Below are 22,769 nucleotides of genomic sequence, written 5' to 3'. Positions count from 1 at the left end.
CGTGGACGGGAGCGGCCAACTCGTGGACGGGAGCGGCCAATACGGGGACGCCCGCCCGCGAGGGCGAGCGGGGCCCCCGGCTGTCCGAAGTGGTTGACCTGCGGCGACACCGCGATCCCAAGATCGCGCGCGGGAGTCCTTGCGCGAGAAGTGAGGTTAGGCTAACCTCAGGGGTGTCCGCTTCGTGGTGGGAGCGGCAGTCAGTTCGGGAACGGGCGGGGCCCCGGGGCCGGGAGAGATTCCGGCACCGGGGCCCCGTTCACGTAGCGCCTGCTCACGCCGGGGCCGGCGGGAGCGGGAAATGCCCCTTCACCGGGGGCTCGCTCAGCTCGATCCCGAAATGCTCGCGATACGCGTCCACGAGTTCCTCGCCCACAAGTACCCGTTCCACCCGCTTCCCGTCCACCGTTTCCACCAGGCGGTCCCCGGAGATCGTCACCCGCCCCGCCTCGGTCGGAATCGAGCACAGCAGGTCCTGGGTGAAGTGCGACTCCGGCGAAGTGGCCTGCCACCAGCAGGTCGGCGCGAAGTCCGCCAGCTTCCGCGGCCGCCGCTCGAACCGGTACGCGAGCGTGCCGTCGCGCAGCACGTCGACGTCGCCGTCCGGGGCGTCGAGCAACAGGAACTCGCCCTCGGGGTCGGGCTGCGCCTCGCAGGCGTTGATGCGCAGCGGCCGGAGCGCGAACCGGCCGAAGCCGACGTCGGCCAGCCAGGGTTCGTCCAGCTCCACCCGCAGGGTCAGGTGGTCCATCGGCGAACCCTCGCCGGACACCTTGGCCGGCAGCAGGGAGACCTGGAAACCCAGCTCCCGCAACAGCGCGGCGAAGGCGCCGTTGAGTTCGTAGCAGAAACCGCCACGGCGCCGGCGGACGATCTTGTCCACGAGCACGTCCTCGGACAGCTCGATCCGCTCGGGCAGGTGCACGCTGAGATTCTCGAACGGCACCGTCCGCAGATGCCGTTCGTGGAGCTCGCGCAGGGCTTCGGCACTCGGCTCGGCGGGCCTTTCCGCGCCGATCCGGGCGAGGTACGCGTCGACGTTCATGACGCCAACAGTGACACCTCAGGTGCGCTGGAGGTCAATCGAAAAACAAAACGGGGCCCTTCCGGTGGAAGGACCCCGAGAACGGACGTGCTCTGATCAGAGAAGCAGGCCGTTGCCGCCCGAGCGGGCGTTGTCGAACCGCTTGCTGATCTCCGCCCAGTTGTAGACGTTCCACAGCGCCTTGACGTAGTCCGCCTTGACGTTCTTGTAGTCGAGGTAGAAGGCGTGCTCCCACACGTCGACCAGCAGGATCGGCACGGTCGGCAGGATCAGGTTGTTGTGGTGGTCGCGCAGCTGCTGGGTGATCAGCGTCTTGCCGATCGGGTCCCAGGACAGAGCAGCCCAGCCGTTGCCCTGGATGGTGGTGGCCACCGCGTTGAACTGGGCCTGGAACTTGTCGAACGAGCCGAAGGCCTCGTCGATCGCCGAGGCGAGGTCACCGGTCGGCTTGTCGCCGCCTTCGGGCGACAGGATCTTCCACCACACGACGTGGTTGGCGTGGCCGGCGAGGTTGAAGGCCAGGGTGGTCTCCAGCCCGACGATCGAACCGAAGTCACCCTTGTCGCGGGCTTCGGCGATCTTGTCCAGGGTGTCGTTCGCGCCCTTGACGTACGTGGCGTGGTGCTTGCTGTGGTGCAGCTCGTTGATCTGACCCGAGATGTGCGGAGCCAGGGCGCCGTAGTCGTAGTCGAGTTCAGGAAGCTCGTACCGGGCCATCAGCCCTCCTTCTTTTCTGACGCAAAATCCCTGCGCCACCAACCTAGTAGTTACCAGGACACGGGGCTAACCGGGGATTGGCGGGACCAAACTCCGGGACCGGCGCGTCGCGCCCAGCCTGCAAGCTCCAGCTAACTGGAGGTCAACCGGCTTGTGCCGATGATCACCCGAGTTCGTCGGCGAGGTCGGCGAGCACCGCGATGTTGAACTCGAACGCCACCAGCGTCTCGGTCACGATGCGGGTGCGTTCGGCTTCGTCCCACGGCGCCGCGTCCAGCGCCGCGCGGTACTGCTTGCGGAACGCGGGCACGCTTTCGATGCCGTCGAAGGCGTAGAACAGCGCGCCGGGCCCCTCGACGTCGTACGCCTTCTTCAGCAGCTTGCGGACCACCTGGCCGCCGGCGAGGTCGCCGAGGTAGCGGGTGTAGTGGTGCGCCACGTATCCGCCCGGCCAGTCGAAGGCCACCTTGCGGATGCGGCGCACGTAGTCCTCCGTCGCCGCCACGGGTTCGAGCTGCCGCGCCCAGTCCGGGCCGAGCAGGAACTCGAGGTCGCCGCGCAACGCGGGCACCCGGCGCAGCTCGTCGAACACGAACGTGCCCGCCTCGGGGTGTCCGCGCTGGGCGTCGGACGCCTCTTCGATCGCTTGGTAGATCAGGAAGTACTGGACGGCGAGCCGCGCGTAGCCCTCGAGCGGCAGTTCGCCGTCGAGCAGGGCCTGCATGTACCGCGAGTTGTTCGCGCGGTCGTGCACGGTCCGGGTGGACTCACGCAGCGTGGTCGAGAACGGGGTCTGTTCAGCCGTGATCGGAGCCGCCATGGGTCCGACAGTAAGGGAACGAGCCGAGTTAGGCTACCCTAATTTCCGCGGAGTACCCGATCAGCTCTCGACCGGCCACCGGTGCACCGGCTCCTCGGACGACGCCAGTTCCAGGTACCTGCCGAGCATCGTCGCCAGCGCGCTTTCGCGGTCCGCGCCGGCGCGCTGGGCCATCGCCACCGTTTCCCGCTGCCACCGCGAACCGTTGCGGCGGGTGAGGCAGCGCTGCTCGATGACGCCGAGGTACCGGTCGATCGCCTGCTCCGACACGTCGGCCGTGCGCAGCCCTTCGTGGGCCAGCGGCAGCAGCACCCGCAACGTCAGCTCGTCCGGCGGGACCCAGCCGATCCCCGGCCAGTACAGCTGCGCGTCGAACCCGTGCCGCGCGCCGGCGTAGAGGTTCTCCTCCGCGGCCTGGAACGACATCTGTGTCCACAGTGGACGTTCGGCCTCGGCGAGTGCCCGCTGCGCGCCGTAGAAGAACGCGGCGTTGGCCATCATGTCGATCACCGTCGGGCCGGCGGGCAGGACGCGGTTCTCCACGCGCAGATGGGGTTTTCCGTCCACGACGTCGTATACCGGGCGGTTCCACCGCCACACGGTCCCGTTGTGCAGGCGCAGTTCGGTCAGCTTCGGGGCGTGCCCGGACTCGAGCGCCTCCACCGGATCCTCGGCGTCGGTCTCCGGGAGCAGGCCGGGGAAGTAGCGGACGTTCTCCTCGAACAGGTCGAAGATCGACGTGACCCAGCGTTCCCCGAACCACACGCGCGGCCGCACGCCCTGGTTCTTCAGCTCCTCCGGGCGGGTGTCGGTGGACTGGAGGAACAGGGGGATCCTGGTCTCGTGCCACATCGCCTTGCCCAGCAGGAACGGCGAGTTCGACCCGACGGCCACCTGCACGCCCGCCAGGCATTGCGCGGCGTTCCAGTGCGCGGCGAACTCCTCCGGCGCCACCTGCAGATGCAGCTGCACCGACGTGCACGCGGCCTCGGGCAGGATCGATTCGGCGTATGTGCGCAGGCGTTCCTCCTGCTGACCCGGCAGGGCGGAACCGTCGAGCGACAACGTGGTGTGCTCACCGCGCGCCGCGAAGATCTGGTCGTTGAGCATTGTGTAGCGGGTGCTGTTCGTGATCCACTTCTGATCGAAGTGGTCGTGTTTCAGCGTGGGCAGGATGCCGATCATCGCGAGCCGGGCGCCGGATCCGCCCGCCTTCTCCGCGGCGTCGTCGAGGTAGCCGCGGAGGTCTTGCTCGAGCTGCAGCGCGGACTGCCCGGCGAGCGGGCGCGGCGGCACGTTCAGTTCGATGTTGTGCTGCGAGAGTTCGGTGGTGAAGGACGGGCTCCCCAGTGCGTCCAGCACCTCCTGGTTGGTCATCGACGGGCCCATCGCCGCGTCGACGAGGTTCAGCTCCACCTCGAGGCCGATGTGTCTTCGGGGGAACGAGAAACCGCCGTCGGTCAGCATCCGGCCCAGTGTGTCGAGGCACCGCTGGACCTTTCTGCGATATCTTGCCCGGTCGCGTGGATTGAAGCCGTCCGCCGAAAGATCCTGGCCCATGCCTTCCCTGCTTCGCTCGTCCGGGACATCGCGAGGTCTGGGCGGTGTTGCCCGGCGGACAACAGTTTCACAGGCAGACCGAACCAGGCTATCGGCCAAACTGGTGCAGTACTCACAACGGCCCTGACGGAGCGCGAGACTGCTCCGTCCGTGTCAGCGGTACCCCGTGCGTTCGGAGCAACGAGACCGAAGAGAGACTCATCCTTGTGGCGCAATTGATTCCTGCCAATGATAGATCCGACCCGCGGCTCGACGACTTCCGTGCACTGTCGACGGCGGACCGGCGGCCGGATCGCCCTGGCGGGCGTGGGCTCGTCATCGCGGAGGGGACCGTGGTCGTCCGTCGCTTGCTCGCGTCGGGGTACCCGGTGCGCGCTCTTTTAGGCGTGCCAAGGCGAATCGAGGAACTCGCGCCGGATCTGGCGGATGTGCCGGTGCCCGCGTACGTCGCTTCCGCGGAGTTGATGGCGGAAGTGGTGGGATTCCACCTGAATCGCGGCGTGCTCGCGGTCGCGGACCGCGCGCCGCAGCCGCCGGTGGCGCGGATCGTGGCAGGCGCGCGGACGCTCGCCGTGCTGGAAGGCGTTGGCGATCACGAAAACCTCGGCGCGTTGTTCCGCAACGCGGCCGCGCTGGGTATCGACGGCGTGCTGCTCGGGCCGGGTTGTTCGGATCCGTTGTACCGGCGCAGCGTGCGGGTTTCGATGGGCAACGTGCTGCGGGTCCCGTTCGGCACGGTCGAGTCCTGGCCGGACGGGCTGAAAGTGTTGCGGGACAACGGTTTCAAGATCGCCGCGCTGACTCCGCGGCCGGATTCGGTGCCGTTGGGCGAGCTGCGCGGGGAGAAGGTGGCTGTCCTGCTCGGTGCGGAAGGTCCGGGTTTGACCGATGCGGCGCTCGACGCGGCGGATGTCGCGATCCGGATCCCGATGGCGCCCGGCGTCGATTCCCTCAACGTCGCCACGGCGGCTGCCATCGCGTTCTACGAGCTCGCCGGGCGGTAAATTACCCCCGTCGTCAAGGCGGGAGTGGGAGGAAAGGCGTGGAGCTGCGGGTCCGCGGGGAGCGAGCCGTGCTCAAGGGGCACGGGGACGCGTACACGCGTGAGATCGATCCGCACACACTGGCGCTCGGCGTCGAACTGGCCGACGCGCTGCACGAGTGGGCCAGGGTCGCGGCCGCGGTCCGACGCAGCGCGGAAAACGGCGAGCCTGGCGAGGCGGCCGGGGTAGTCTCCCGGCGCGGGCACCAGCTCGCCGCCCGCGTCGCCACGGTGATGGGCACGCCGGTGCACTACGTCGACCCAGTGACGGAGGAAGAGTCGGTGGTGGCCCCGCTCCCGCCCGAGCCCGCGGCGCCCACGTTCGCGAGCAGGCTGTTCGGGCCGGTCGAAATGGGCGACGAGCCGACGCCTTGGGGCACCGGGCTGGTCGTGTCGGCGTTCGTGGCCATCGTGGTGATCACCGCGATGCTCGCGCTGGCGATCACGCTCGCGGCGGAGACCGCGGGCTGGCTGGTGCTGCTCGCCTCCGCCGTCGTCACCGCCGGGCTCGCGCCGTCGTTGTGGCTCGCGCGCCGGTTGCCGATCGTGCGGTGGATCGCGTTGGGCGCGGCCGCCGGTTGTGTGCTGGCGTGGTTCGGAATTCTGCCCATTGCCTTGTGAGGCCGGATAATCCCGCCATGACCGATGCGCTGGCGGAACTGCGGAAGATCTGTCTCGCACTGCCGGAGGCCACCGAACGCCTCAGCCATGGCGAGCCGACCTGGTTCGTGCGGGACAGGAAGACGTTCGTGATGTTCGCCGACCACCACCACGACGACCGGCTCGGGTTCTGGTGTCCCGCACCGCCCGGCGTGCAGGAGGAGTTGGTCGGCCAGGAGCCGGACAGGTTCTTCCGGCCGCCCTACGTGGGGCACCGCGGCTGGCTCGGCGTGCGGCTGGACGTGCCGGTCGACTGGGCGGAGATCCGCGAAATCGTCGTCGAGGCCTATCGCGTGGTGGCGCCGAAAAAGCTGATCGCCCGGCTGGACGCCTGACCGGGCCACGCCTGTCTGCCGGCGTGGCCCGGTCTCCGGGGTGTCATCAAAGGCTGCGGGCGTCGATGTCGCCCCTGGCCGTGGTCGCGTGGATGGTCAGCTCGGCCGCGCCGCCGTCGTTCTTGAGCGCGTTGTGGATCCGGCCGTAGCTGGTGCCCGCGTCCAGCGAGGCGGAAACTCCGGCCGCCGCGCCGACCGTCACGTTGCCGTCCTGCGTGTTCAGGACGAGTTTTCCGTGCACCGCCTCGATGATCTTGATGTCGCCCTGTTTCGTGGTGATCTCCGCGGGGCCGTTCAGGCGGCCGACCGAGATGTCGCCGGAGTCCGTGGTGAGGTGGACGCTCGCGGCCTCGTCGAGCTTGATCAGCCCGTGCGAGCCCTCGAAGGTGACCTCACCGAGGCGCCCGACGCCCCGGAGTTCGGCGCTCGCGGCCTTGGCCTCGACCCGCGAACCGCCGGGCAGCTGGACCGTCACCTCGACGGTGCCCGAGCTGCCGAGGACCTGGTTCTTCGCCGCGGCTTTCACCTGCAGCACGCCGTCGGCGAACTCGACCGTGGTCTGCTCCGCGACCTTCACGTCGCGGCCCTTGGCGGCGTCCGCCGGCAGGACCTCGACCGTGGTGTCGGCGCGGCCGGCGGCGATGAACCGGACGTGCCCGGCGGGGATGTCGACGACGGCGGTGATCGGGGCGGGGGTCTCGAACTTCTGCATGATCGGCTCCTGGGTTCCGGTGCTCCGTGGTGTTTCTGACATTGGAAACGCTACGTTGCGTTCATGAGCTGAGCAACGAACTTGTTGCGCAGAGTCATTGTTCTTGCAGTTCAAAGCGGTGAAATCATTGCAATGGGGTGAAATCTAACGCAACAAGCGCACGTGACTGCGTTGCAATGGATGTGGCGCGAACGCTACGCTGCCGGTTGACGGAACGCGAAGGAGAACTCGATGCCCGGAGGCAGGCTCACCCAGCGGGAGCGCCGGCAGATCGCGCTGGGCCTGGCCGAGGGCCGCGCCTACGCCGAGATCGCCCGGCAGCTCGACCGCCCGACGTCCACGGTCACGCGTGAGGTGATGCGGAACGGTGGCCCCACCGGCTACCGCGCCGACCTGGCCCACCACGCCACCGAACGCCGCGCGCACCGCCGCAGGCAGGCCGTGCCGCGCGGGCCGCGGAATCTTCCGCAGCCCCACGGCCGTGACGCGGAGGCGGTGCGCGAATACGAGGAGACGTTCACGGCGCTCTTCATGGAGTCCGGGCTGCCGCGGATGATGGCGAGGGTGCTGACGTGTCTGTCCATTACGGACGAAGGGAGCCTCACCGCGGCCGAGCTCGTGCGGCAGCTGCAGGTCAGCCCGGCGTCGGTCTCCAAGGCGACCACGTTCCTCGAAAGCCAGGGCCTGATCCGCCGCGAACGCGACGAACGCCGTCGCGAGCGCTATGTCGTCGACAACGACGTCTGGTACCAGTCGATGATCGAGGCCGCGCGCGGCCACGCCAAGCTCGCCGCGACGGCGAGAGAGGGCGTCGGCATCCTCGGCGCCGGGACGCCCGCGGCAGTGCGACTCGAGAACATCGCCCGGTTCGTGGATTTCGTCGGCGAGAGCATCACCCGCGCCGCGGAGCAGGCGCGAGAAATCCTTTACGCCCAACCGGAAAAGCCCGTGGAGGACGAGAGCTAGCCCCGCTGTGAGCGCACGCCGAGCAGCACGTCTTCCCACGCCGGCACGGCCGCACGAGCGCGCTTCGACCTAGACTTCGGGGGCGTTTCCGGGGGCTTCGGCGCCGGGACGGTCATCCCGGGCAACGCGGGCTTCGCGGGCGGGACCGGCTCTGGTTCCGGCTCGCGTTCGGGCTCCGGCTCGCGCTCCGCCTTGGTCGTGACGACGGGAACGGGATCGGACAGCAGCGGCCGCGGCGCGGCGACGGCCGGCGCGGCGGTCTGCTGGCCGGGCTCGAGCTCCGTCACGGCGAACAGCGTGCGCGGCGCGCGGTTCGGGTCCAGCAGGTCTTCCGCCTGCTCGTCCAGCGCGTTGGCGGTGCCGCCGTGCGCGCCGGGGGAGAATGACCAGTGCGCGCTCATGTCGGACCGCCCGGCCTGCCAGCGCAGCGCGACGATCCACTTGCCGTCGCCCTTCCACGCGTCCCACTCGGCCTTGGAGTAGTCCTGGCCGCGCACCCCGAAGGCGTACGAGACGACCTCGCCCAGGGTGCGCACGTCGGGTCCGTCCTCGCGGACCGGGTGCGCGGACTGCGCCAGCTCGGCGGTGCGGGATCGCTCCAGCAACACCGGGTAGGCGAAGCGCTCGACCCGCGCCTCCGCGACTCCGGCGGATGCCGCCACCTGCTGGACGGATTCGCCGGCGCGGATGCGGGCCTGGATTTCACGTGGGCGCATCTGACTCTCCGACTCGATTTCGATCTGCCCGAGCCGGGTTATGTCACCCCTCGCGGCCGCCCGCAGTCTCTCATCGGCCGGCAGGAGGAAGCGCTCGCGGCGCGCCGGGTCTTCGCACACGATGGACTTACCGTCCTCGTGCAGCCCGACAACCCTCAGCGGTCGCATCTCTCGCCTCCTCCACTTCACCAGTGTGGGTGTCCACGGTAAGTCGGCGCGTCGGCTTGACGGCGAAGGCGCGCCGAGATCCGTGTCGCCAATCTTCCGTTATGCACAGCGGGGAAATCGAACGTGACACGCCCGGCCCCCGAGTCACGAACAGGGGAACCTTCGGCCAGGATTGCCCGGTGCCTCGGCGAAAGATCTTCCTGACATTGCTCGCGGGCGAGCTCGTGCTGCTCGCCGTCGTGGCGCTGTGGAAGCGGTTGGACGGGCTCGACCTCGACGTCTACCGCCTTGGGGCGCAGGCGTTCTTCGGCCACGGCGACCCGTACGGCGTGCTGCCGCCGACACGCGACGGCACGGTGCTGCCGTTCACGTATCCGCCCTTCGCCGCCATCGCTTTCGCCCCGCTGTTGTCCGTCTCGCTCGACACGGCGTTGTGGGCGCTGACCGTGATTTCCGTGCTGGCATTGGGCGCGGTACTCGCGTTGTGCTTCTCGTACTACGACCGGCGTGCGCACGTTGCCGGGGTGGCCGTGCTCGCCGTGCAGGCGGTGGCGCTGTTCAGCGAACCGGTGCGGGCGACGCTGGGCTTCGGGCAGATCAACATCCTGCTCATGCTGCTGGTCGTGGTGGACACGCTGGGACCGGTGAAACAGCGGGGGTACCTCATCGGGGTGGCGGCCGCGGTGAAGCTGACCCCACTGGCCTTCGTGCTGTTCTTCTTGGTGCGCAAGGACTTCCGCTCGGCCGCGCGGGCCTTGGGCACCTTCGTCGTGTGCGGGGTGATCGCCTGGTTCTTCGCGCCGGACGCGTCGGTGAAGTACTGGACGCGGCTGGTTTTCCAGGGCGAACGGATCGGCGACCCCGGCTACATCGGCAACCAGTCGCTGCGCGGGCTGCTCGCCCGGCTCGACCTGGGGCGGGGCTGGTGGGCGCTGGCCGCCGTGCTCGTGCTGGCGCTGACGGCGTGGGCGATCCACCGCGCGAAATACCCCGTGCCCGCGCTGCTCGCGTGTGCGCTGGGGGCGTTGCTGGTCTCACCGGTTTCGTGGACCCACCACTGGGTGTGGATCGGGCCGGTGATCGGCGTGCTGTGCTGGCAAAGACGATGGTGGGCGGCGGTGCCGGCCACCATCGTCTTCGTCGTCAGCCCGCTGTGGGACTACTCGTTCTGGCCGCTCCGCGAGTGTTACGTGCTCGCGGGCTTGGTGCTGCTCGCCTTACTTGGCAAGCCTTTCCACCACGTACTCGATGCAGTTGGTCAGCGCGGTGATGTCGCCCGGATCGATGGCGGGGAACATGCCGACGCGTAGCTGGTTGCGACCCAGCTTCCGGTACGGCTCCACGTCCACGATGCCGTTGGCGCGCAGGACCTTCGCCACCGCGGCGGCATCCACCTCGTCGACGAAGTCCACGGTGCCCACGACCTGCGAACGCAGCGCCGGGTCCTTCACGAACGGCACCGTGTAGCTGGTCTTCTCGGCCCATTCGTACAGCCGGTCCGAAGAGTCCTTCGTGCGCCCGACCGTCCAGTCGAGGCCGCCGTTGGACAGCATCCACTCGATCTGGTCGGCGAGCAGGAACAGCGTGGCCACCGCGGGGGTGTTGTACGTCTGGTCCTTGCGGGAGTTGTCCAGCGCCGTGGGCAGCGACAGGAACTCCGGCACCCACCGGTCGCTCGCGCCGATCTCGCCGACGCGCGCGATCGCCGCCGGCGACATCAGGGCCAGCCACAGCCCGCCGTCCGAGGCGAAGGACTTCTGCGGCGCGAAGTAGTACACGTCGAAGTCCTCGGCCTTGACCGGCAGACCGCCGGCACCCGAGGTGGCGTCGATCGCGACCAGCGCGCCCTCGCTGCCCGCCGGGCGGCGGACCGGCACCGCGACACCGGTCGACGTCTCGTTGTGGGCCCAGCCGACGAGGTCCGCGCCCTGCTCGTACGCGATTTCGGGGGCGCTGCCCGGCTCCGACTTCACCACGATCGAGTCACCCAGGAACGGGGCGCCCTGGGTGACCGAGGCGAACTTCGAGGAGAACTCGCCGTAGGTGAAGTGCTGCGCGCGCTCGCGGACCAGGCCGAAGGCGGCCGCGTCCCAGAAGGCGGTGGTGCCGCCGTTGCCCAGCACGACCTCGTACCCCTCGGGCAGCGAGAACAGCTCGGACAATCCCGCGCGCACTCGCCCGACCAGGGACTTCACCGGCTTCTGGCGGTGGGAGGTGCCCAGGTACTCCGCCCCGGAGGAGGCCAGGTTCGCGAGCTGCTCCGCGCGGACCTTCGAAGGCCCGCAGCCGAAGCGCCCATCGGAGGGCTTGAGTTCAGCGGGGATCGTCAACTCGGTCATGGGGCCCAGTCTGTCATGGTCGCCAACCGGTTTCATCGACACCGCCGGGGATCGGCGCGGCCGGGTCGTACGGGGTCCTGGTGAAGATGAACGTGGCGAGGTCCAGGTGGGACGGGGTGCCGTCGGTGCGGTGCACGCGCAGTGTCTCGCCCGCGTAGTAGCCGTCGAGCCCGAGCCACGCGTCGGGGCCCAGCGGGCGGAACCGGGAAGCGCGGCCGGCGCCGCGGACCGGGGTGAGCTCGAACATCCCGCCCGGGATCAGCCGGAGCAGGAACGGGGTCGGGCCCCAGTGCCAGAGCCCGGTCAGCGCGAGCAGTCCGGTGTCCACTTCGGACGGACGCCATTCGGCGGGCAGCTTCGGCTCGGCCTCGTCGGCGATGGTGATCAGGTCGACGGCCAGCGTCAGGATCGCGGGACCGGACGTGGTGTTGGCCATCGTGAGCGCGCCGGTGCCGGACGCCGGGTCGGTGATCGTGCAGGCCAGGAACCCCGGCATGGAACCGGTGTGCCCGGCGAGGCGGCGGCCATGGTGCCGGACCAGCTGCAGGCCGAGGCCGTACCCCGAGGTCCACGCGTCGCCGTCGTCCACCGTGGCCACTTCGCGCATCTCGGCGACCGTCTCCGGCCGCAGCACGCCACCCGTGTCGCCGCCGACGAACGCCGTCCAGCGGGCCAGGTCCTTGACCGTGGACCACAGTTGTCCGGCGGGCGCCATCGCCCCGGCGTCGGGGCTCGGCTCGGGCAGCAGCACGTCGGCGAAGGGGTGCACGGCGAAACCCTGCGCGTGCCTGCCCTGCGGGTGCGGCTCGGTGCTGGACATGCCGAGCGGCTCGAGGATCTCGCCGCGGACCGCGCTGAACCAGTCGGTGCCGCGATGCCGGGCGACCAGTTCGCCGAGCACGCCGTAGCCGACGTTCGAGTAGTGGAACCGGCTGCCCGGCCTGTTCTTGATCGCGTCCACGGCGAGGCTCGCGTCCAGCGCCTGCCAGTCGCCGCCCTGGCTGCGCTCCCACCACGAACCCGGGGACTCCGACGTGAGGCCGCCGGTGTGCGAGAGCAGCTGCCCGACCGTCGAGGACCCGAAGCTGGTGCCCGGCACGTGTTTGTCGAGCGGGTCGTTGAGGTCGAGCCTGCCCTCGTCGCGCAGCCGCATGACGACCGCGGCCACGAGCGATTTGGTGATGGAGCCGAGGCGGTACTGGGTGTCCTCGTCCGGCGCCGCGCCGTCGACCTGGCCGCGCGCACCGGACCAGACGAGCCGGCCGTCCCGCACCACCCCGGCGACGATCGACGGGACGCGGGCGGCGGACTGTTCCTCCGCCAGCCGGCGGAGCAGTGCGGAGTCGGTGCTGGTCAGCATCCCGGCATTCTCGCAGGACGCCGCCGTCGCCCGCAGCTCAGAGCAGGCCGCGCGACATCGCGGTGGTGACCGCCGCGGTGCGGTCGGACACGTCGAGTTTCGCGAACATGCGCAGCAGATGGGTTTTCACGGTGGCTTCCCCGATGTGCAGCCGCCTGCCGATCTCGGCGTTCGTGAGGCCGTTCGCGACCAGCCGCAGCACTTCCGTCTCGCGCGCGGAAAGCAGCTGTGGCGCCGGGTTCCGGACCTGGTTGACGAGCTTGCCCGCGACCGAGGGCGCGAGCACCGTCTCGCCGCGAGCGGCGGCGCGGATCGCCCCGGCGAGCTCCGCGCGGGTGGCGTCCTTGAGGAGATAGCCCGCCGCGCCCGCTTCGACCGCGCGCAGGATGTCGGCGTCCGTTTCGTACGTTGTCAGCACGACGACGCGTCGTTCCGGGGTGTCCGCGAGGATCTTGCGGGTGGCGCCGACTCCGTCGAGGCCGGGCATCCGCAGGTCCATCAGGATCACGTCGGGGTCGCGCGCGAGGTTCACCGCCACCGCTTCGTCCCCGGAGCCCGCCTCGCCGACGACGGCGAGGTCCGGCTCGGCTTCGAGCATTCCGCGCAGGCCTTCACGCACCACGGGGTGGTCGTCGACCAGTACCACCGAGATCATGCCGGCACCTCCACCGTCACCGTCGTTCCTGGTCCACTGTGGACGGCGAGGGTGCCGCCCACCTGTTCCGCCCTCGCCCGCATTCCCTTGAGCCCGAAGCCCTCCGTCGGGTTCCCGGGATCGAAGCCGCGCCCGTCGTCGGTGACCGTCAGCCGGACTCGTCCGTCCACAGCGGACAGTTCGACGGAGATCCGGGAAGCCCCGGAATGCCTGCGGGCGTTGGTCAGCGCCTCCTGCGCGGCACGCAGCAGGACGACCTCCGTGGCCGTGCCCAGCGTGGGCAGGTCGCCTGGCATGAAGCTGACCTCGATCGCCGATTCCTCGTGTAGCCGTTCGGTCTGCCGCCGGACGGCGTCTTCGAGCGTGCCCGAGGCGAGCGCCGACGGGGTGAGCGCGGCGACCATCGCGCGGGCTTCGGCGAGGTTGTCGCGGGCGGTGCGGGCGGCGAGATCCACGTGCCGCCGCATCGCCTTCTCGTCCCCCCATTCGGACTCCACGGCTTGTAACAGGGTGAGGATGCTGGTGAAGCCCTGCGCGAGCGTGTCGTGGATTTCCCGTGCCAGCCGCTCCCGCTCGGCGGAAGTGCCCGCCTCGTGGGAAAGCCGGGCCACCTCCGCCCGGGTGGCCTCCAGCTGTTCGATCAGCTGCGCGCGCTCCTGGCTCTGGCGCAGCACCCGCTCGAACCAGAACCCGATGCAGATGCTGAAGATGATGAGCAGCGCGGTGATCGGCAGCAGCACGCTCATCGAGGGATCGCCGAAACCGTTGCGCAGCCAGGCGGACAACGGTGGCAGCAGGATCATCAGCGACACCACGACCACCGCCACCGGCATCGGGGCTGACATGAACACCATGGGGCACACGGCGAACAGCGCGAACCCGGCGGCGCTGGTGGCCAGGATCGCGACGGCGGCCAGTAGCAGTACTGCCGCCGCGAACACCAGCTCACCGCGGGCGGTCAGCTGCCGCCGGGCCGAGAACGGGTAGCTGAGCGCTATCGCGGTGATGGCGGCGACGGCGATCGTCCTGGCCGTGGCCGACCCGGTCTCTGCCAGCACGAGGCCGACCGTGACCAGGTAGTCGATCGCGAAGAAGACGTGCCACAGCCAGAACCAGCGCTGCCAGGCGTTCACCGGTTGTTCGACCACCGGAACGTCAGCCGGCACAGGAGCAGTCCGGCGACCACCCACGCGCCGAGCACCAACGCGACTTTCCCGAGTTCCCATTGTCCCGCCATCTCGTACGCGGCCATCGAATCCGGCAGGAACACCGAGCGGAAGCCCTGGCAGATCCACTTGACCGGGAAGAACGACGCCACCTGGACCATAACGTGCGGCAGCGTGGTGATCGGCGTGACGAACACGCCGGAGATGAACTGCAGCGTCAGGTACACCAGCTGCATGATCGCGGTCGCGCCGGTGACCGAGCGAGCCAGCGCGCTGATCGCGATGCCGAGCAGCGCGCTGCTCGCGATGCCCAGCACGAACACCCAGAAGAAGGTGAACCAGTTGGCGGCACCGGAAGGCAGCTTCAGCCCGAACAGGAGCATCGCGACGAGCAGCAGGAGCACCACCTCGGCGACGCTGGTCACCGCGACCAGGATGATCTTGCCGACGAAGTAGGCGGTGGCGGGGATCGGCGTGCCGTGCAGGCGTTTGAGCGTGCCGTCCTCGCGGTCGAGCGCGATCTGGTTGCCCATGCTGACGAAAGACGTGGAGACGATGCCGGAGCCGATCATGCCCGCGGCGAACACCTGGCCCGCGGTGACGCCGGTGCTGTCGTAGTTCCCGCCGAAGATCGAACCGAGCAGCACCATCAGCACGGCTGGCAGGGCGAAGGTGAAGACGACGGCTTCCTTGGTGCGGAAGAACTCCCGCAGTTCGGCGCTCCCGCGCGCCAGGCCGATCGTGAAGGTGCCGGGAAGCGCGGCGGTCATGCGGTCTCTCCGATCAGGCGCAGGTAGACGTCTTCGAGGCTCAGCCGGGAGACGGTGAGATCGGCCAGTTCGCGGCCGTGGGAAAGCTCGGTGACGAGCTTGGTGGGGAACTGCGTGCGCTCCTCGTGGAAGCCGTTCTCGTCGCGCCAGCGGACCACGGCGTCGTCGCGGGAACGACGGCCCAGCGAGGACGGCGTGCCCTCGGCGACGATGCGGCCGGCGGCCAGCACCGCCACCCGGTCGGCCAGCGCCTCCGCCTCGTCGAGGTAGTGCGTGGTCAGCAGGATCGTGGTGCCCTCGGCGGCGAGGCTCTTGATCAACGTCCAGAACCGGCGCCGCGCCTCGGGGTCGAAGCCGGTGGTCGGCTCGTCGAGGAACAGCAGCTCGGGTTTGCCGATGATGCCGAGCGCCACGTCGAGCCGCCGCCGCTGCCCGCCGGAAAGCGCCCGCACCCGCGTGCGCGCCTTCTCGGCCAGCCCGACCTTTTCGAGCACGTCATCGGGGTCGCGCGGATCGGGGTAGTAGCGGGCGAAATGCCGCACCGTCTCGCCGACGTTCAGCTGCGCCGCGTCGTTCGCGGTCTGCAGCACGATGCCGATCCGGGCCCGCCAGGCGCGGCCCGCGGTGCCGGGGTCCTCGCCCAGCACGCTCGCCTCGCCCGCCGTGCGCTTCCGGTGCCCCTCCAGGATTTCCACCGTGGTCGTCTTGCCGGCCCCGTTCGGGCCGAGCAGCGAGAAGACCTCGCCCTGTTCGATCTCCAGCCGCACGTCCTCGACCGCGACGTGCCCCGGGTACTCCTTGCGCAGTCCGCGCACACTCACCGCTGGGGTCATACCTGGAATTGAAACGGCTCGGACGCCCCGTGCGGGACGTCCGAGCCGTGGAATCTCTTGTCCACCGTCCGGTGGACAGCGCCCGTCAGGCGATCTGGTCCCAGCCTTCGACCTCGCGCGGGGTGCGCGGGCCGGGGCCGACGTAGGTCGCGGACGGGCGGACCAGGCGGCCGGTGCGCTTCTGCTCCAGGATGTGCGCGGCCCAGCCCGCGGTGCGCGCGGAGGTGAACATGGCGGGCATCATGTGCGGCGGCACCTTCGCGAAGTCCAGGATCACCGCGGCCCAGAACTCCACGTTCGTCTCGATAGGACGGTCGGGGCGGCGCTCCCGCAGCTCCGCCAGCGCTGCCTGCTCGAGCGCCTCGGCGACCTCGTAGCGTTCGGCGCCCAATTCCTTGCAGGTACGGCGAAGCACGCGCGCCCGCGGGTCCTCGGCCCGGTACACCCGGTGCCCGAAGCCCATCAGCCTTTCCTTGCGGTCCAGGATTCCCTTGACCATCTTGCGGGCGTCGCCGCTGCGCTCCACCTCTTCGATCATCGGCAGCACGCGGGCGGGCGCGCCGCCGTGCAGCGGGCCGGACATCGCGCCGATCGCGCCGGACATCGCGGCCGCCACGTCGGCACCGGTGGAGGCGATCACGCGGGCGGTGAAGGTGGAGGCGTTCAGGCCGTGCTCGGCGGCGGAAACCCAGTACGCGTCCACGGCCTTGACGTGCGCCGGGTCGGGCTCGCCGCGCCAGCGCACCATGAACCGCTCGGTGATGGTGGCGGCCTCGTCGACCCGCGACTGCGGCACGGCCGGGACGCCGATCCCGCGCGCGGACTGCGCGACGTAGGACAGCGCCATCACCGACGCGCGCGCCAGGTTGTCGCGCGCCACCTCGTCGCTGATGTCCAGCAGCGGCTGGTAACCCCAGATCGGCGCGACCATCGCCAGCGCCGCCTGGACGTCCACCCGGACGTCGCCGGTGTGCACCGGCAGCGGGAACGGTTCGGCGGGCGGGAGCCCGTGGCCGAAGCGGCCGTCGACCAGTAGGCCCCAGACGTCGCCGAAACTGACCTTGCCCGCGAGGTCCTCGATGTCCACGCCGCGATAGCGCAGCGCGCCGCCGTCGCGGTCCGGTTCGGCGATTTCGGTGCGGAAGGCGACGACACCTTCCAGTCCAGGTTTGAACCCGTCGTCCGGCTCGCTGGCGGACTGGGTGCTGGCAGGCGCTGACGTAGTCACGGTTGAGACCTTTCGATGCGCGTTCCCCGGCGGTTACCTCTGTGTGAACGTGTCTCGCACGAGCGACACGCCTGGCCGCGCAGCGTCGCACGAAGATGCCCCAAACCATGCACCCGATACGCGCGGGTAGCAATCGAAAGATGTGGTGGTTTCGGTCACGATTACGAGAACGATTCAGCCCACGTCGGCCGGATTCGGTAAATCCTGTGTTTCCAGCAGGAGCGAAGGGGCCTGTCCGGTGGTAGACCTTGGCCATGCACCTGAGCCCTCAGGAACGGGACAAGCTCCTCGTCCACGTCGCCGCCGACGTCGCACGGCGGCGGCTCGAGCGCGGGGTCCTGCTGAACCATCCGGAGGCGGTCGCGCTCATCACCGACCACGTACTCGAAGGCGCCCGCGACGGCCGCACCGTGACCGAGCTGGTGGCGAGCGGGCGGACGGTGCTCACCCGCGAGCAGGTGCTCGACGGTGTTCCAGAGATGGTCGACTCCGTGCAGGTGGAGGCCACGTTCCCGGACGGCACGAAGCTCGTCACCGTGCACGATCCGATCGTCTGAGGAGGCGCCGGTGCGTCCAGGAGAAATCATTCCGGCCGCCGGAGCGGTGGAGCTGAACCCGGGCAGGCCGCGGCTCACGCTGCGTGTGGTGAACACCGGGGACAGGCCGGTGCAGGTCGGTTCGCACTACCACTTCGCGCAGACCAACCCCGCGCTCGAATTCGACCGCGACGAGGCCGAGGGGCACCGGCTGGACGTCCCGGCGGGCACGTCGGTGCGGTTCGAGCCGGGCGTCGATCGCGAGGTGACGCTGGTTCCCTTGGCGGGCAACAGGATCGTGCCCGGACTGCGGAGGTCACGATGACGGAGATCGACCGCGAGCGGTACGCCGAGCTGTTCGGGCCGACGACCGGTGACCGGATCCGGCTCGCCGACACGGACCTGCTGATCGAGGTGACCGAGGACCGCAGCATGGGCCCCGCCGCGGGCGACGAGGTGCTCTTCGGCGGTGGCAAGGTGATCCGCGAGTCGATGGGCCAGGGCATGGCCACCCGCGCCGAGGGCGCGCCGGACCTGATCATCACCGGCGCGGTCGTCCTCGACCACTGGGGCGTCGTCAAGGCCGACGTCGGCGTGCGCGACGGCCGCATCGTGGGGATCGGCAAGGCGGGCAACCCGGACACGATGGACGGGGTGGACCCGGCGCTGGTGATCGGGCCGTCCACGGAAGTGCTGGCAGGCAACGGGAAGATCCTCACCGCGGGCGGCATCGACTGCCACGTGCACTTCATCTGCCCGCAGCTCGTGGACACCGCGCTCGCGGCGGGGCTGACCACGCTCGTCGGCGGCGGCACCGGGCCGGTGGAGGGCAGCAAGGCCACCACCGTCACCCCCGGCGCCTGGAACCTCGGCCGGATGCTGCGCGCGATGGACGCCATGCCGATCAACGTTCTGTTGCTGGGCAAGGGAAACACCGTCCGGCACGAGGCGCTGCGCGAACAGTTCGAAGCAGGCGCGGGCGGGCTGAAACTGCACGAGGACTGGGGTTCCACCCCCGCCGCGATCGACGCCGCGCTGACCGTCGCGGGCGAGTACGGCGGGCAGGTCGCCATCCACACCGACACGCTCAACGAGGCCGGGTTCGTGGAGTCCACTGTGGACGCCATCGCCGGCAGGTCGATCAACGCCTACCACACCGAGGGCGCCGGTGGCGGGCACGCGCCGGACATCATCAAGGTGGTCTCGCTGCCGAACGTGCTGCCGTCGTCGACGAACCCGACCCGGCCGCACACCGTGAACACCCTCGAAGAGCACCTCGACATGCTCGTCGTGTGCCACCACCTGAACCCGTCGGTGCCCGAGGACCTGGCGTTCGCGGAAAGCCGGATCCGGCCGACCACGATCGCCGCCGAGGACGTGCTGCACGATCTCGGCGCCATCTCGATGATCAGCTCCGACTCGCAGGCGATGGGCCGGATCGGCGAGGTGATCATCCGGACCTGGCAGACCGCGCACGTGATGAAACGCCGCCGTGGCGCGCTTCCCGGCGACGGCGCGGCGGACAACCTGCGCGCTCGCCGGTACGTCGCCAAGTACACGATCAACCCGGCCGTCGCGCACGGGATGGCCGGCGAGATCGGCTCGGTCGAGGTCGGCAAGCTCGCGGACCTCGTGCTGTGGGAACCGAAGTTCTTCGGCGTGCGGCCGCACGTGGTGCTCAAAGGCGGGTTCCCGGCGTGGGCCGCGATGGGCGACGCGAACGCTTCCATCCCGACGCCGCAACCGGTGCTGGCGCGGCCGATGTTCGGTGCGCAGCCCTCGGTGGCCGCCGAAACCAGCCTGCACTTCGTCACCGAGGCGGCGCTGAAAGCCGATGTGGCGGGCGTTTTCGGGTTGCGGCGGCGGCTCGCCGCGGTGAGCGACACGCGTTCGGTCGGCAAGACCGACATGGTGCTCAATGACGCGATGCCCGACGTCCAGGTGGATCCGGACAGTTTCGCGGTGCACGTCGACGGCGAGCTGATCGAACCGCAGCCGGTGGCCGAACTGCCGATGGCGCAACGGTATTTCCTGTTCTGATGGACGCTGTCGCACTGCTGCTCGCCGATTCCCGCTTCCCCGGCGGCGGGCACATCCACTCCGGCGGGCTGGAAGAGGTCGTCGCCCGCAAACTCGTGACGGCCGAACGGGATCTGCCCGCGTTCTTGCACGGCCGGTTGTGGACGGCCGGGCTGCTGGCGGCTTCTTTCGCCGCCGCGTCGGCACACGCGGTGCGGCGTGGTGTCCATAGTGGACACTGGTTGCGGCTGGACGCGGAGCTCGACGCCCGCACGCCTTCACCCGCGCAACGCGAGGCTTCCCGGGCACAGGGCCGTGGAACGGCCAGGGCGGGCCGGATCGCGTGGCCCGCGGTCGCGGAGCTGCTGGCGGTGACGCCGCGTCCGCACCACCCGATCATCACCGGCGCGCTGGCCGGCGCGGGCGGGAGCGAGCCACGCGCGGCCGCGCTCGTGCTGGCGTACCTGGCGATCAGCGGGCCGGCGAGCGCTGCCGTCCGGTTGCTCGGCTTCGATCCGCTGACCGTGAACGCGATGGTGGCGGGGCTCGGTCCGGACGTCGAGTCGGTCGCCGACGAGGCCGCCCGGTGCGCCGGAGCGGACCCGGCCGAACTGCCCGCGCCGAACGCGCCGGGCCTGGACCTGATCGCCGAGGCGCAGCTGCGCCGGCACAAGGAAGAGGTGCGTCTCTTTGCCAGCTGAACACTTTCACCCGGTCAACTTCGACCCCACCGTGTCCGAGCCGGACCGCTACGAGGCACCGGCGGAGCACGGCCGCGCGTACCGGATCGGCATCGGCGGCCCGGTCGGCAGCGGGAAGACGGCCTTGGTCGCCGCGCTGTGCCGTGCGCTAGGCGGCGAGATCGACCTTGCCGTCGTGACCAACGACATCTACACCACCGAGGACGCCGACTTCCTGCGCAAGGCCGGGGTCCTCGACGCCGAGCGGATCGAAGCGGTGCAGACCGGGGCCTGCCCGCACACCGCGATCCGTGACGACATCACCGCCAACCTCGACGCCGTGGAGCGGCTCGAGGAGCGGTTCCCCGGGCTGGAACTGGTGATCATCGAAAGCGGCGGGGACAACCTGACCGCGGTGTTCAGCCGCGGTCTCGCGGACAGCCAGGTGTTCGTGGTCGACGTCGCGGGCGGGGACAAGGTGCCGCGCAAGGGCGGGCCGGGTGTCACCACCGCGGACCTGCTGGTGATCAACAAGATCGATATCGCGCATCTCGTCGGCGCCGACATGACCGTGATGACCTCGGACGCGCACCGGATGCGCGGGGAGCTGCCCGTCATCACCCAGTCCCTTGTGGACACTCCGGACGCGCCTGCCGTCGCCGACTGGGTCCGCAAGCTCGTCCGGTGAAGGCGCACGCCCGGCTGGTCGCCGAGTGCCGCGAAGGCCGGACGGTGTTGCGGGAGCTGCGGCCGGTGGCCCCGCTGATGCTGTTCCCGAAGCGCGGGGCCCATGCGGTGGTGCATCTCGTGAACTCGGCGACCACGCCGCTGGACGGCGACGAGCTGAGGTTGTCGGTGCGAGTGGGGCCCGGCGCGCGGCTGCGTCTTTCCGGCGTAGCGGCAACACTCGCGCTGGCCGGCGTGAGCCGGTTCGTGGTGGACGTGGAGGTCGGCTGCGGCGGGGTCCTGGAGTACCTGCCGGAGCCGACGGTGCTCACCGCTCGTGCCCGGCACACGGCGGAGTTCCGGGCGTCGCTCGACGAGGGCGCGAAGCTGCGTGCGCGGGAGGTGTTGGTGCTGGGGCGCTCCGGCGAGCGTCCGGGGCGGTTGCGGAGCACCCAGCGGATCACGCGTGGCGGGGAGCCTTTGCTGCACCAGACCCTCGACGTCGGGCAGCTCGACAGCGTCGCGCACCTGGCCGGACGGCGTGTGCTGGCGACGGAGTTGGTCGTCTGCGAGAAGCAGGCGGAGCCCGCGGGCGGCGATTGGTGGTCCGTCACGCCGCTCGCGCGCGGTGGGACGCTGGTCACGGCGCTGGCACCCGATGTGGTGACCGCGCTGGGGGATCTTGATCGAGCCAGCACCCGGTATGCGGAGGTCCCGTGGTAGGCGTCACCGTTCGGCGGGTTTCGCCGGGGCGACACAGGCCCTAGCGTGAACTTTCATCCACTGTTCACTGATGCGTGCGCGGGCGCGGAGGTAACTCATGCCGGAAGTCGACAACATCGACGACGTGGCGGTACGGCTGCCCGGAATGCGGGTCGCCTATGACGGGGAGGCCCTCGACGAGGCCGATCTGGCGCCGACCTGGACCGAGCAGCTGCAAGGCTGGCTGAACCAGGCGATCGCGGCCGGGGTCCCGGAGGCGAACGCGATGGTGCTGGCCACCGCCGACGCCGAGGGCAGGCCGTCCTCCCGAACCGTGCTGTGCAAGGGACTGGACGATCGCGGGGTCGTGTTCTACACCAACTACACCTCCGCCAAGAGCCATGACCTGACGGTGACCAGGTACGCCTCGGTGACTTTCCCCTGGTACGGGCTGCACCGGCAGGTGACCGTGCGCGGTGAGGTGGAGAAGGTCGACGTCAAGGAGACGGCCGAGTACTGGGCCCAGCGCCCGCGCGGTTCGCAGCTGGGCGCCTGGGCCTCGCCGCAGTCGCAGGTGGTGCGCAGCAGGCGTGAGCTGGACAACGCGCTGAACTCCATCGAACGCCGGTTCGCCGACGTCGAGGAGGTCCCGTTCCCCCCGCACTGGGGTGGCTGGCGGATCAAGCCGGACACGGTCGAGTTCTGGCAGGGACAGCAGAACCGCCTGCACGACAGGCTGCGCTACGTCCGCACCCACGACGGCTGGCGAATCGACCGAGTCGCCCCGTAACCCCGGCTCCACAACAGAAGCCGCCGCCGCACACCACGCGACGGCGGCGGCTCTTTCGTGCCCGTGTTTGCCGCTCCCGCCCGTGTATTGACCCCCCGCGTCGGTGTGTTGGCCGTTGGCGCCGGTGTGTTGGCCCGCGGCGTTGGTGTGTTGGCCGTTCGCCGGGCCCTCCGAACCCAGCGCCGACCGCGAGAAGCCAACACGCCCGCGGGAGGGGCGAACACGTCGGCGGGAGGGGCGAACACGTCGGCGGGAGGGGCCAACACGTCGGCGGGAGGGGCCAA

25 protein-coding genes are annotated in these 22,769 nt (G+C 70.0%); 12 read left to right on the top strand and 13 right to left on the bottom strand.

The window, feature by feature from the left end; genetic code table 11:
* Positions 1-274 precede the first annotated feature (274 nt).
* The 4 genes from FPZ12_RS40920 to FPZ12_RS40905 all read right to left on the bottom strand — a co-directional run bounded on the left by FPZ12_RS40920 (position 275) and on the right by FPZ12_RS40905 (position 4,142).
* A complete protein-coding gene (locus FPZ12_RS40920) occupies positions 275-1,045 on the bottom strand; it encodes an arylamine N-acetyltransferase family protein (protein ID WP_144757580.1) in 771 nt (256 codons plus the stop codon).
* A 96-nt stretch (positions 1,046-1,141) separates the two neighbouring features.
* Positions 1,142-1,762, bottom strand: coding sequence for a superoxide dismutase (locus tag FPZ12_RS40915; protein ID WP_144757579.1), 621 nt, complete (start codon positions 1,760-1,762; stop codon positions 1,142-1,144).
* A gap of 163 nt (positions 1,763-1,925) precedes the next feature.
* Entirely contained in the window at positions 1,926-2,582 is a 657-nt protein-coding gene (locus FPZ12_RS40910) for a biliverdin-producing heme oxygenase (protein WP_144757578.1), read from the bottom strand.
* Positions 2,583-2,642: 60 nt separating this feature from the next.
* Entirely contained in the window at positions 2,643-4,142 is a 1,500-nt protein-coding gene (locus tag FPZ12_RS40905) for a glutamate-cysteine ligase family protein (protein WP_144757577.1), read from the bottom strand.
* Between the two features lie 206 nt (positions 4,143-4,348).
* On the opposite strand from FPZ12_RS40905, the gene FPZ12_RS40900 reads away from it, so the two are divergent.
* Genes FPZ12_RS40900 through FPZ12_RS40890 form a run of 3 tightly spaced genes read left to right on the top strand, consistent with a single transcriptional unit; the run spans position 4,349 to position 6,179 of the window.
* Positions 4,349-5,146 carry a TrmH family RNA methyltransferase gene (locus FPZ12_RS40900; RefSeq protein ID WP_144757576.1) on the top strand — a complete coding sequence of 266 codons (798 nt, stop codon included), beginning with the start codon at positions 4,349-4,351 and terminating at the stop codon, positions 5,144-5,146.
* A gap of 38 nt (positions 5,147-5,184) precedes the next feature.
* Positions 5,185-5,805, top strand: a complete 621-nt coding sequence (locus FPZ12_RS40895; RefSeq protein WP_144757575.1) for a DUF2537 domain-containing protein — start codon at positions 5,185-5,187, stop codon at positions 5,803-5,805.
* 17 nt (positions 5,806-5,822) lie between these two features.
* Positions 5,823-6,179: an MmcQ/YjbR family DNA-binding protein gene (locus tag FPZ12_RS40890; protein WP_144757574.1), complete on the top strand. Its 357-nt coding sequence runs from the start codon at positions 5,823-5,825 to the stop codon at positions 6,177-6,179.
* Positions 6,180-6,225: 46 nt separating this feature from the next.
* On the opposite strand, the gene FPZ12_RS40885 is transcribed toward FPZ12_RS40890, so the two are convergent.
* Entirely contained in the window at positions 6,226-6,891 is a 666-nt protein-coding gene (locus FPZ12_RS40885; protein WP_144757573.1) for a DUF4097 family beta strand repeat-containing protein, read from the bottom strand.
* A gap of 231 nt (positions 6,892-7,122) precedes the next feature.
* Between FPZ12_RS40885 and FPZ12_RS40880 the strand changes: the two genes are divergently transcribed.
* The gene (locus tag FPZ12_RS40880; RefSeq protein WP_144757572.1) at positions 7,123-7,857 is read left to right on the top strand and encodes a GbsR/MarR family transcriptional regulator; all 735 of its coding nucleotides are present in this window, start codon (positions 7,123-7,125) and stop codon (positions 7,855-7,857) included.
* Here FPZ12_RS40880 and sepH read toward each other — a convergent pair.
* Complete coding sequence (sepH, locus tag FPZ12_RS40875; protein ID WP_144757571.1) at positions 7,854-8,741, bottom strand: septation protein SepH; 888 nt, start codon at positions 8,739-8,741, stop codon at positions 7,854-7,856. The genes FPZ12_RS40880 and sepH overlap by 4 nt on opposite strands.
* A gap of 179 nt (positions 8,742-8,920) precedes the next feature.
* On the opposite strand from sepH, the gene FPZ12_RS40870 reads away from it, so the two are divergent.
* Positions 8,921-10,051, top strand: coding sequence for a glycosyltransferase 87 family protein (locus FPZ12_RS40870; RefSeq protein WP_243770285.1), 1,131 nt, complete (start codon positions 8,921-8,923; stop codon positions 10,049-10,051).
* Here the strand turns inward: FPZ12_RS40870 and serC are convergent.
* From serC to FPZ12_RS40835, 7 genes are all read right to left on the bottom strand, one after another.
* The gene (gene serC / locus FPZ12_RS40865; protein ID WP_144757569.1) at positions 9,959-11,080 is read right to left on the bottom strand and encodes a phosphoserine transaminase; all 1,122 of its coding nucleotides are present in this window, start codon (positions 11,078-11,080) and stop codon (positions 9,959-9,961) included. The two genes, FPZ12_RS40870 and serC, sit on opposite strands and share 93 nt — an antisense overlap.
* Before the next feature lie 13 nt (positions 11,081-11,093).
* Positions 11,094-12,440, bottom strand: coding sequence for a serine hydrolase domain-containing protein (locus tag FPZ12_RS40860; RefSeq protein ID WP_144757568.1), 1,347 nt, complete (start codon positions 12,438-12,440; stop codon positions 11,094-11,096).
* 37 nt (positions 12,441-12,477) lie between these two features.
* Entirely contained in the window at positions 12,478-13,095 is a 618-nt protein-coding gene (locus tag FPZ12_RS40855) for a response regulator (RefSeq protein ID WP_144757567.1), read from the bottom strand.
* Positions 13,092-14,261: a sensor histidine kinase gene (locus tag FPZ12_RS40850; RefSeq protein ID WP_243770284.1), complete on the bottom strand. Its 1,170-nt coding sequence runs from the start codon at positions 14,259-14,261 to the stop codon at positions 13,092-13,094. The genes FPZ12_RS40855 and FPZ12_RS40850 overlap by 4 nt, the downstream gene beginning before the upstream one ends.
* Positions 14,225-15,031 carry an ABC transporter permease gene (locus tag FPZ12_RS40845; protein WP_144757565.1) on the bottom strand — a complete coding sequence of 269 codons (807 nt, stop codon included), beginning with the start codon at positions 15,029-15,031 and terminating at the stop codon, positions 14,225-14,227. Before FPZ12_RS40845 ends, FPZ12_RS40850 begins: the two co-directional genes overlap by 37 nt.
* On the bottom strand, positions 15,028-15,864 hold the full coding sequence (locus FPZ12_RS40840) for an ABC transporter ATP-binding protein (RefSeq protein WP_144757564.1): 837 nt from the start codon (positions 15,862-15,864) through the stop codon (positions 15,028-15,030). The genes FPZ12_RS40845 and FPZ12_RS40840 overlap by 4 nt, the downstream gene beginning before the upstream one ends.
* Before the next feature lie 85 nt (positions 15,865-15,949).
* On the bottom strand, positions 15,950-17,092 hold the full coding sequence (locus tag FPZ12_RS40835; RefSeq protein ID WP_144757563.1) for a citrate synthase 2: 1,143 nt from the start codon (positions 17,090-17,092) through the stop codon (positions 15,950-15,952).
* 254 nt (positions 17,093-17,346) lie between these two features.
* Here FPZ12_RS40835 and FPZ12_RS40830 point away from each other — a divergent pair, with 254 nt between their 5' ends.
* From FPZ12_RS40830 to pdxH, 7 genes are all read left to right on the top strand, one after another.
* Entirely contained in the window at positions 17,347-17,649 is a 303-nt protein-coding gene (locus FPZ12_RS40830) for an urease subunit gamma (protein WP_144757562.1), read from the top strand.
* A gap of 10 nt (positions 17,650-17,659) precedes the next feature.
* A complete protein-coding gene (locus FPZ12_RS40825; RefSeq protein ID WP_144757561.1) occupies positions 17,660-17,953 on the top strand; it encodes an urease subunit beta in 294 nt (97 codons plus the stop codon).
* Complete coding sequence (locus FPZ12_RS40820) at positions 17,950-19,668, top strand: urease subunit alpha (RefSeq protein WP_144757560.1); 1,719 nt, start codon at positions 17,950-17,952, stop codon at positions 19,666-19,668. Before FPZ12_RS40825 ends, FPZ12_RS40820 begins: the two co-directional genes overlap by 4 nt.
* Positions 19,668-20,348: an urease accessory protein UreF gene (locus tag FPZ12_RS40815; RefSeq protein ID WP_144757559.1), complete on the top strand. Its 681-nt coding sequence runs from the start codon at positions 19,668-19,670 to the stop codon at positions 20,346-20,348. The genes FPZ12_RS40820 and FPZ12_RS40815 overlap by 1 nt, the downstream gene beginning before the upstream one ends.
* Positions 20,338-21,015, top strand: a complete 678-nt coding sequence (ureG, locus tag FPZ12_RS40810; protein ID WP_144757558.1) for an urease accessory protein UreG — start codon at positions 20,338-20,340, stop codon at positions 21,013-21,015. The genes FPZ12_RS40815 and ureG overlap by 11 nt, the downstream gene beginning before the upstream one ends.
* Entirely contained in the window at positions 21,012-21,716 is a 705-nt protein-coding gene (locus FPZ12_RS40805) for an urease accessory protein UreD (protein ID WP_144757557.1), read from the top strand. The genes ureG and FPZ12_RS40805 overlap by 4 nt, the downstream gene beginning before the upstream one ends.
* Positions 21,717-21,813: 97 nt before the next feature.
* The gene (gene pdxH, locus FPZ12_RS40800) at positions 21,814-22,485 is read left to right on the top strand and encodes a pyridoxamine 5'-phosphate oxidase (protein ID WP_144757556.1); all 672 of its coding nucleotides are present in this window, start codon (positions 21,814-21,816) and stop codon (positions 22,483-22,485) included.
* Positions 22,486-22,769: the final 284 nt, after the last annotated feature.

It is taken from the genome of Amycolatopsis acidicola (assembly GCF_007713735.2).
Lineage (GTDB): Bacteria > Actinomycetota > Actinomycetes > Mycobacteriales > Pseudonocardiaceae > Amycolatopsis_E > Amycolatopsis_E acidicola.
The sequence above is the reverse complement of the archived record's forward strand: the minus strand, read 5'-3'. Positions and strand labels throughout refer to the sequence as shown.

Excerpts from the sequence above, each read along its gene's own strand:
- FPZ12_RS40920 (WP_144757580.1), bottom strand. The coding sequence starts at position 1,045 with ATGAACGTCGACGCGTACCTCGCCCGGATCGGCGCGGAAAGGCCCGCC.
- FPZ12_RS40915 (WP_144757579.1), bottom strand. The coding sequence starts at position 1,762 with ATGGCCCGGTACGAGCTTCCTGAACTCGACTACGACTACGGCGCCCTG.
- FPZ12_RS40910 (WP_144757578.1), bottom strand. The coding sequence starts at position 2,582 with ATGGCGGCTCCGATCACGGCTGAACAGACCCCGTTCTCGACCACGCTG.
- FPZ12_RS40905 (WP_144757577.1), bottom strand. The coding sequence starts at position 4,142 with ATGGGCCAGGATCTTTCGGCGGACGGCTTCAATCCACGCGACCGGGCA.
- FPZ12_RS40890 (WP_144757574.1), top strand. The coding sequence starts at position 5,823 with ATGACCGATGCGCTGGCGGAACTGCGGAAGATCTGTCTCGCACTGCCG.
- FPZ12_RS40885 (WP_144757573.1), bottom strand. The coding sequence starts at position 6,891 with ATGCAGAAGTTCGAGACCCCCGCCCCGATCACCGCCGTCGTCGACATC.
- FPZ12_RS40880 (WP_144757572.1), top strand. The coding sequence starts at position 7,123 with ATGCCCGGAGGCAGGCTCACCCAGCGGGAGCGCCGGCAGATCGCGCTG.
- sepH (WP_144757571.1), bottom strand. The coding sequence starts at position 8,741 with ATGCGACCGCTGAGGGTTGTCGGGCTGCACGAGGACGGTAAGTCCATC.
- serC (WP_144757569.1), bottom strand. The coding sequence starts at position 11,080 with ATGACCGAGTTGACGATCCCCGCTGAACTCAAGCCCTCCGATGGGCGC.
- FPZ12_RS40860 (WP_144757568.1), bottom strand. The coding sequence starts at position 12,440 with ATGCTGACCAGCACCGACTCCGCACTGCTCCGCCGGCTGGCGGAGGAA.
- FPZ12_RS40855 (WP_144757567.1), bottom strand. The coding sequence starts at position 13,095 with ATGATCTCGGTGGTACTGGTCGACGACCACCCCGTGGTGCGTGAAGGC.
- FPZ12_RS40845 (WP_144757565.1), bottom strand. The coding sequence starts at position 15,031 with ATGACCGCCGCGCTTCCCGGCACCTTCACGATCGGCCTGGCGCGCGGG.
- FPZ12_RS40840 (WP_144757564.1), bottom strand. The coding sequence starts at position 15,864 with ATGACCCCAGCGGTGAGTGTGCGCGGACTGCGCAAGGAGTACCCGGGG.
- FPZ12_RS40830 (WP_144757562.1), top strand. The coding sequence starts at position 17,347 with ATGCACCTGAGCCCTCAGGAACGGGACAAGCTCCTCGTCCACGTCGCC.
- FPZ12_RS40820 (WP_144757560.1), top strand. The coding sequence starts at position 17,950 with ATGACGGAGATCGACCGCGAGCGGTACGCCGAGCTGTTCGGGCCGACG.
- FPZ12_RS40815 (WP_144757559.1), top strand. The coding sequence starts at position 19,668 with ATGGACGCTGTCGCACTGCTGCTCGCCGATTCCCGCTTCCCCGGCGGC.
- pdxH (WP_144757556.1), top strand. The coding sequence starts at position 21,814 with ATGCCGGAAGTCGACAACATCGACGACGTGGCGGTACGGCTGCCCGGA.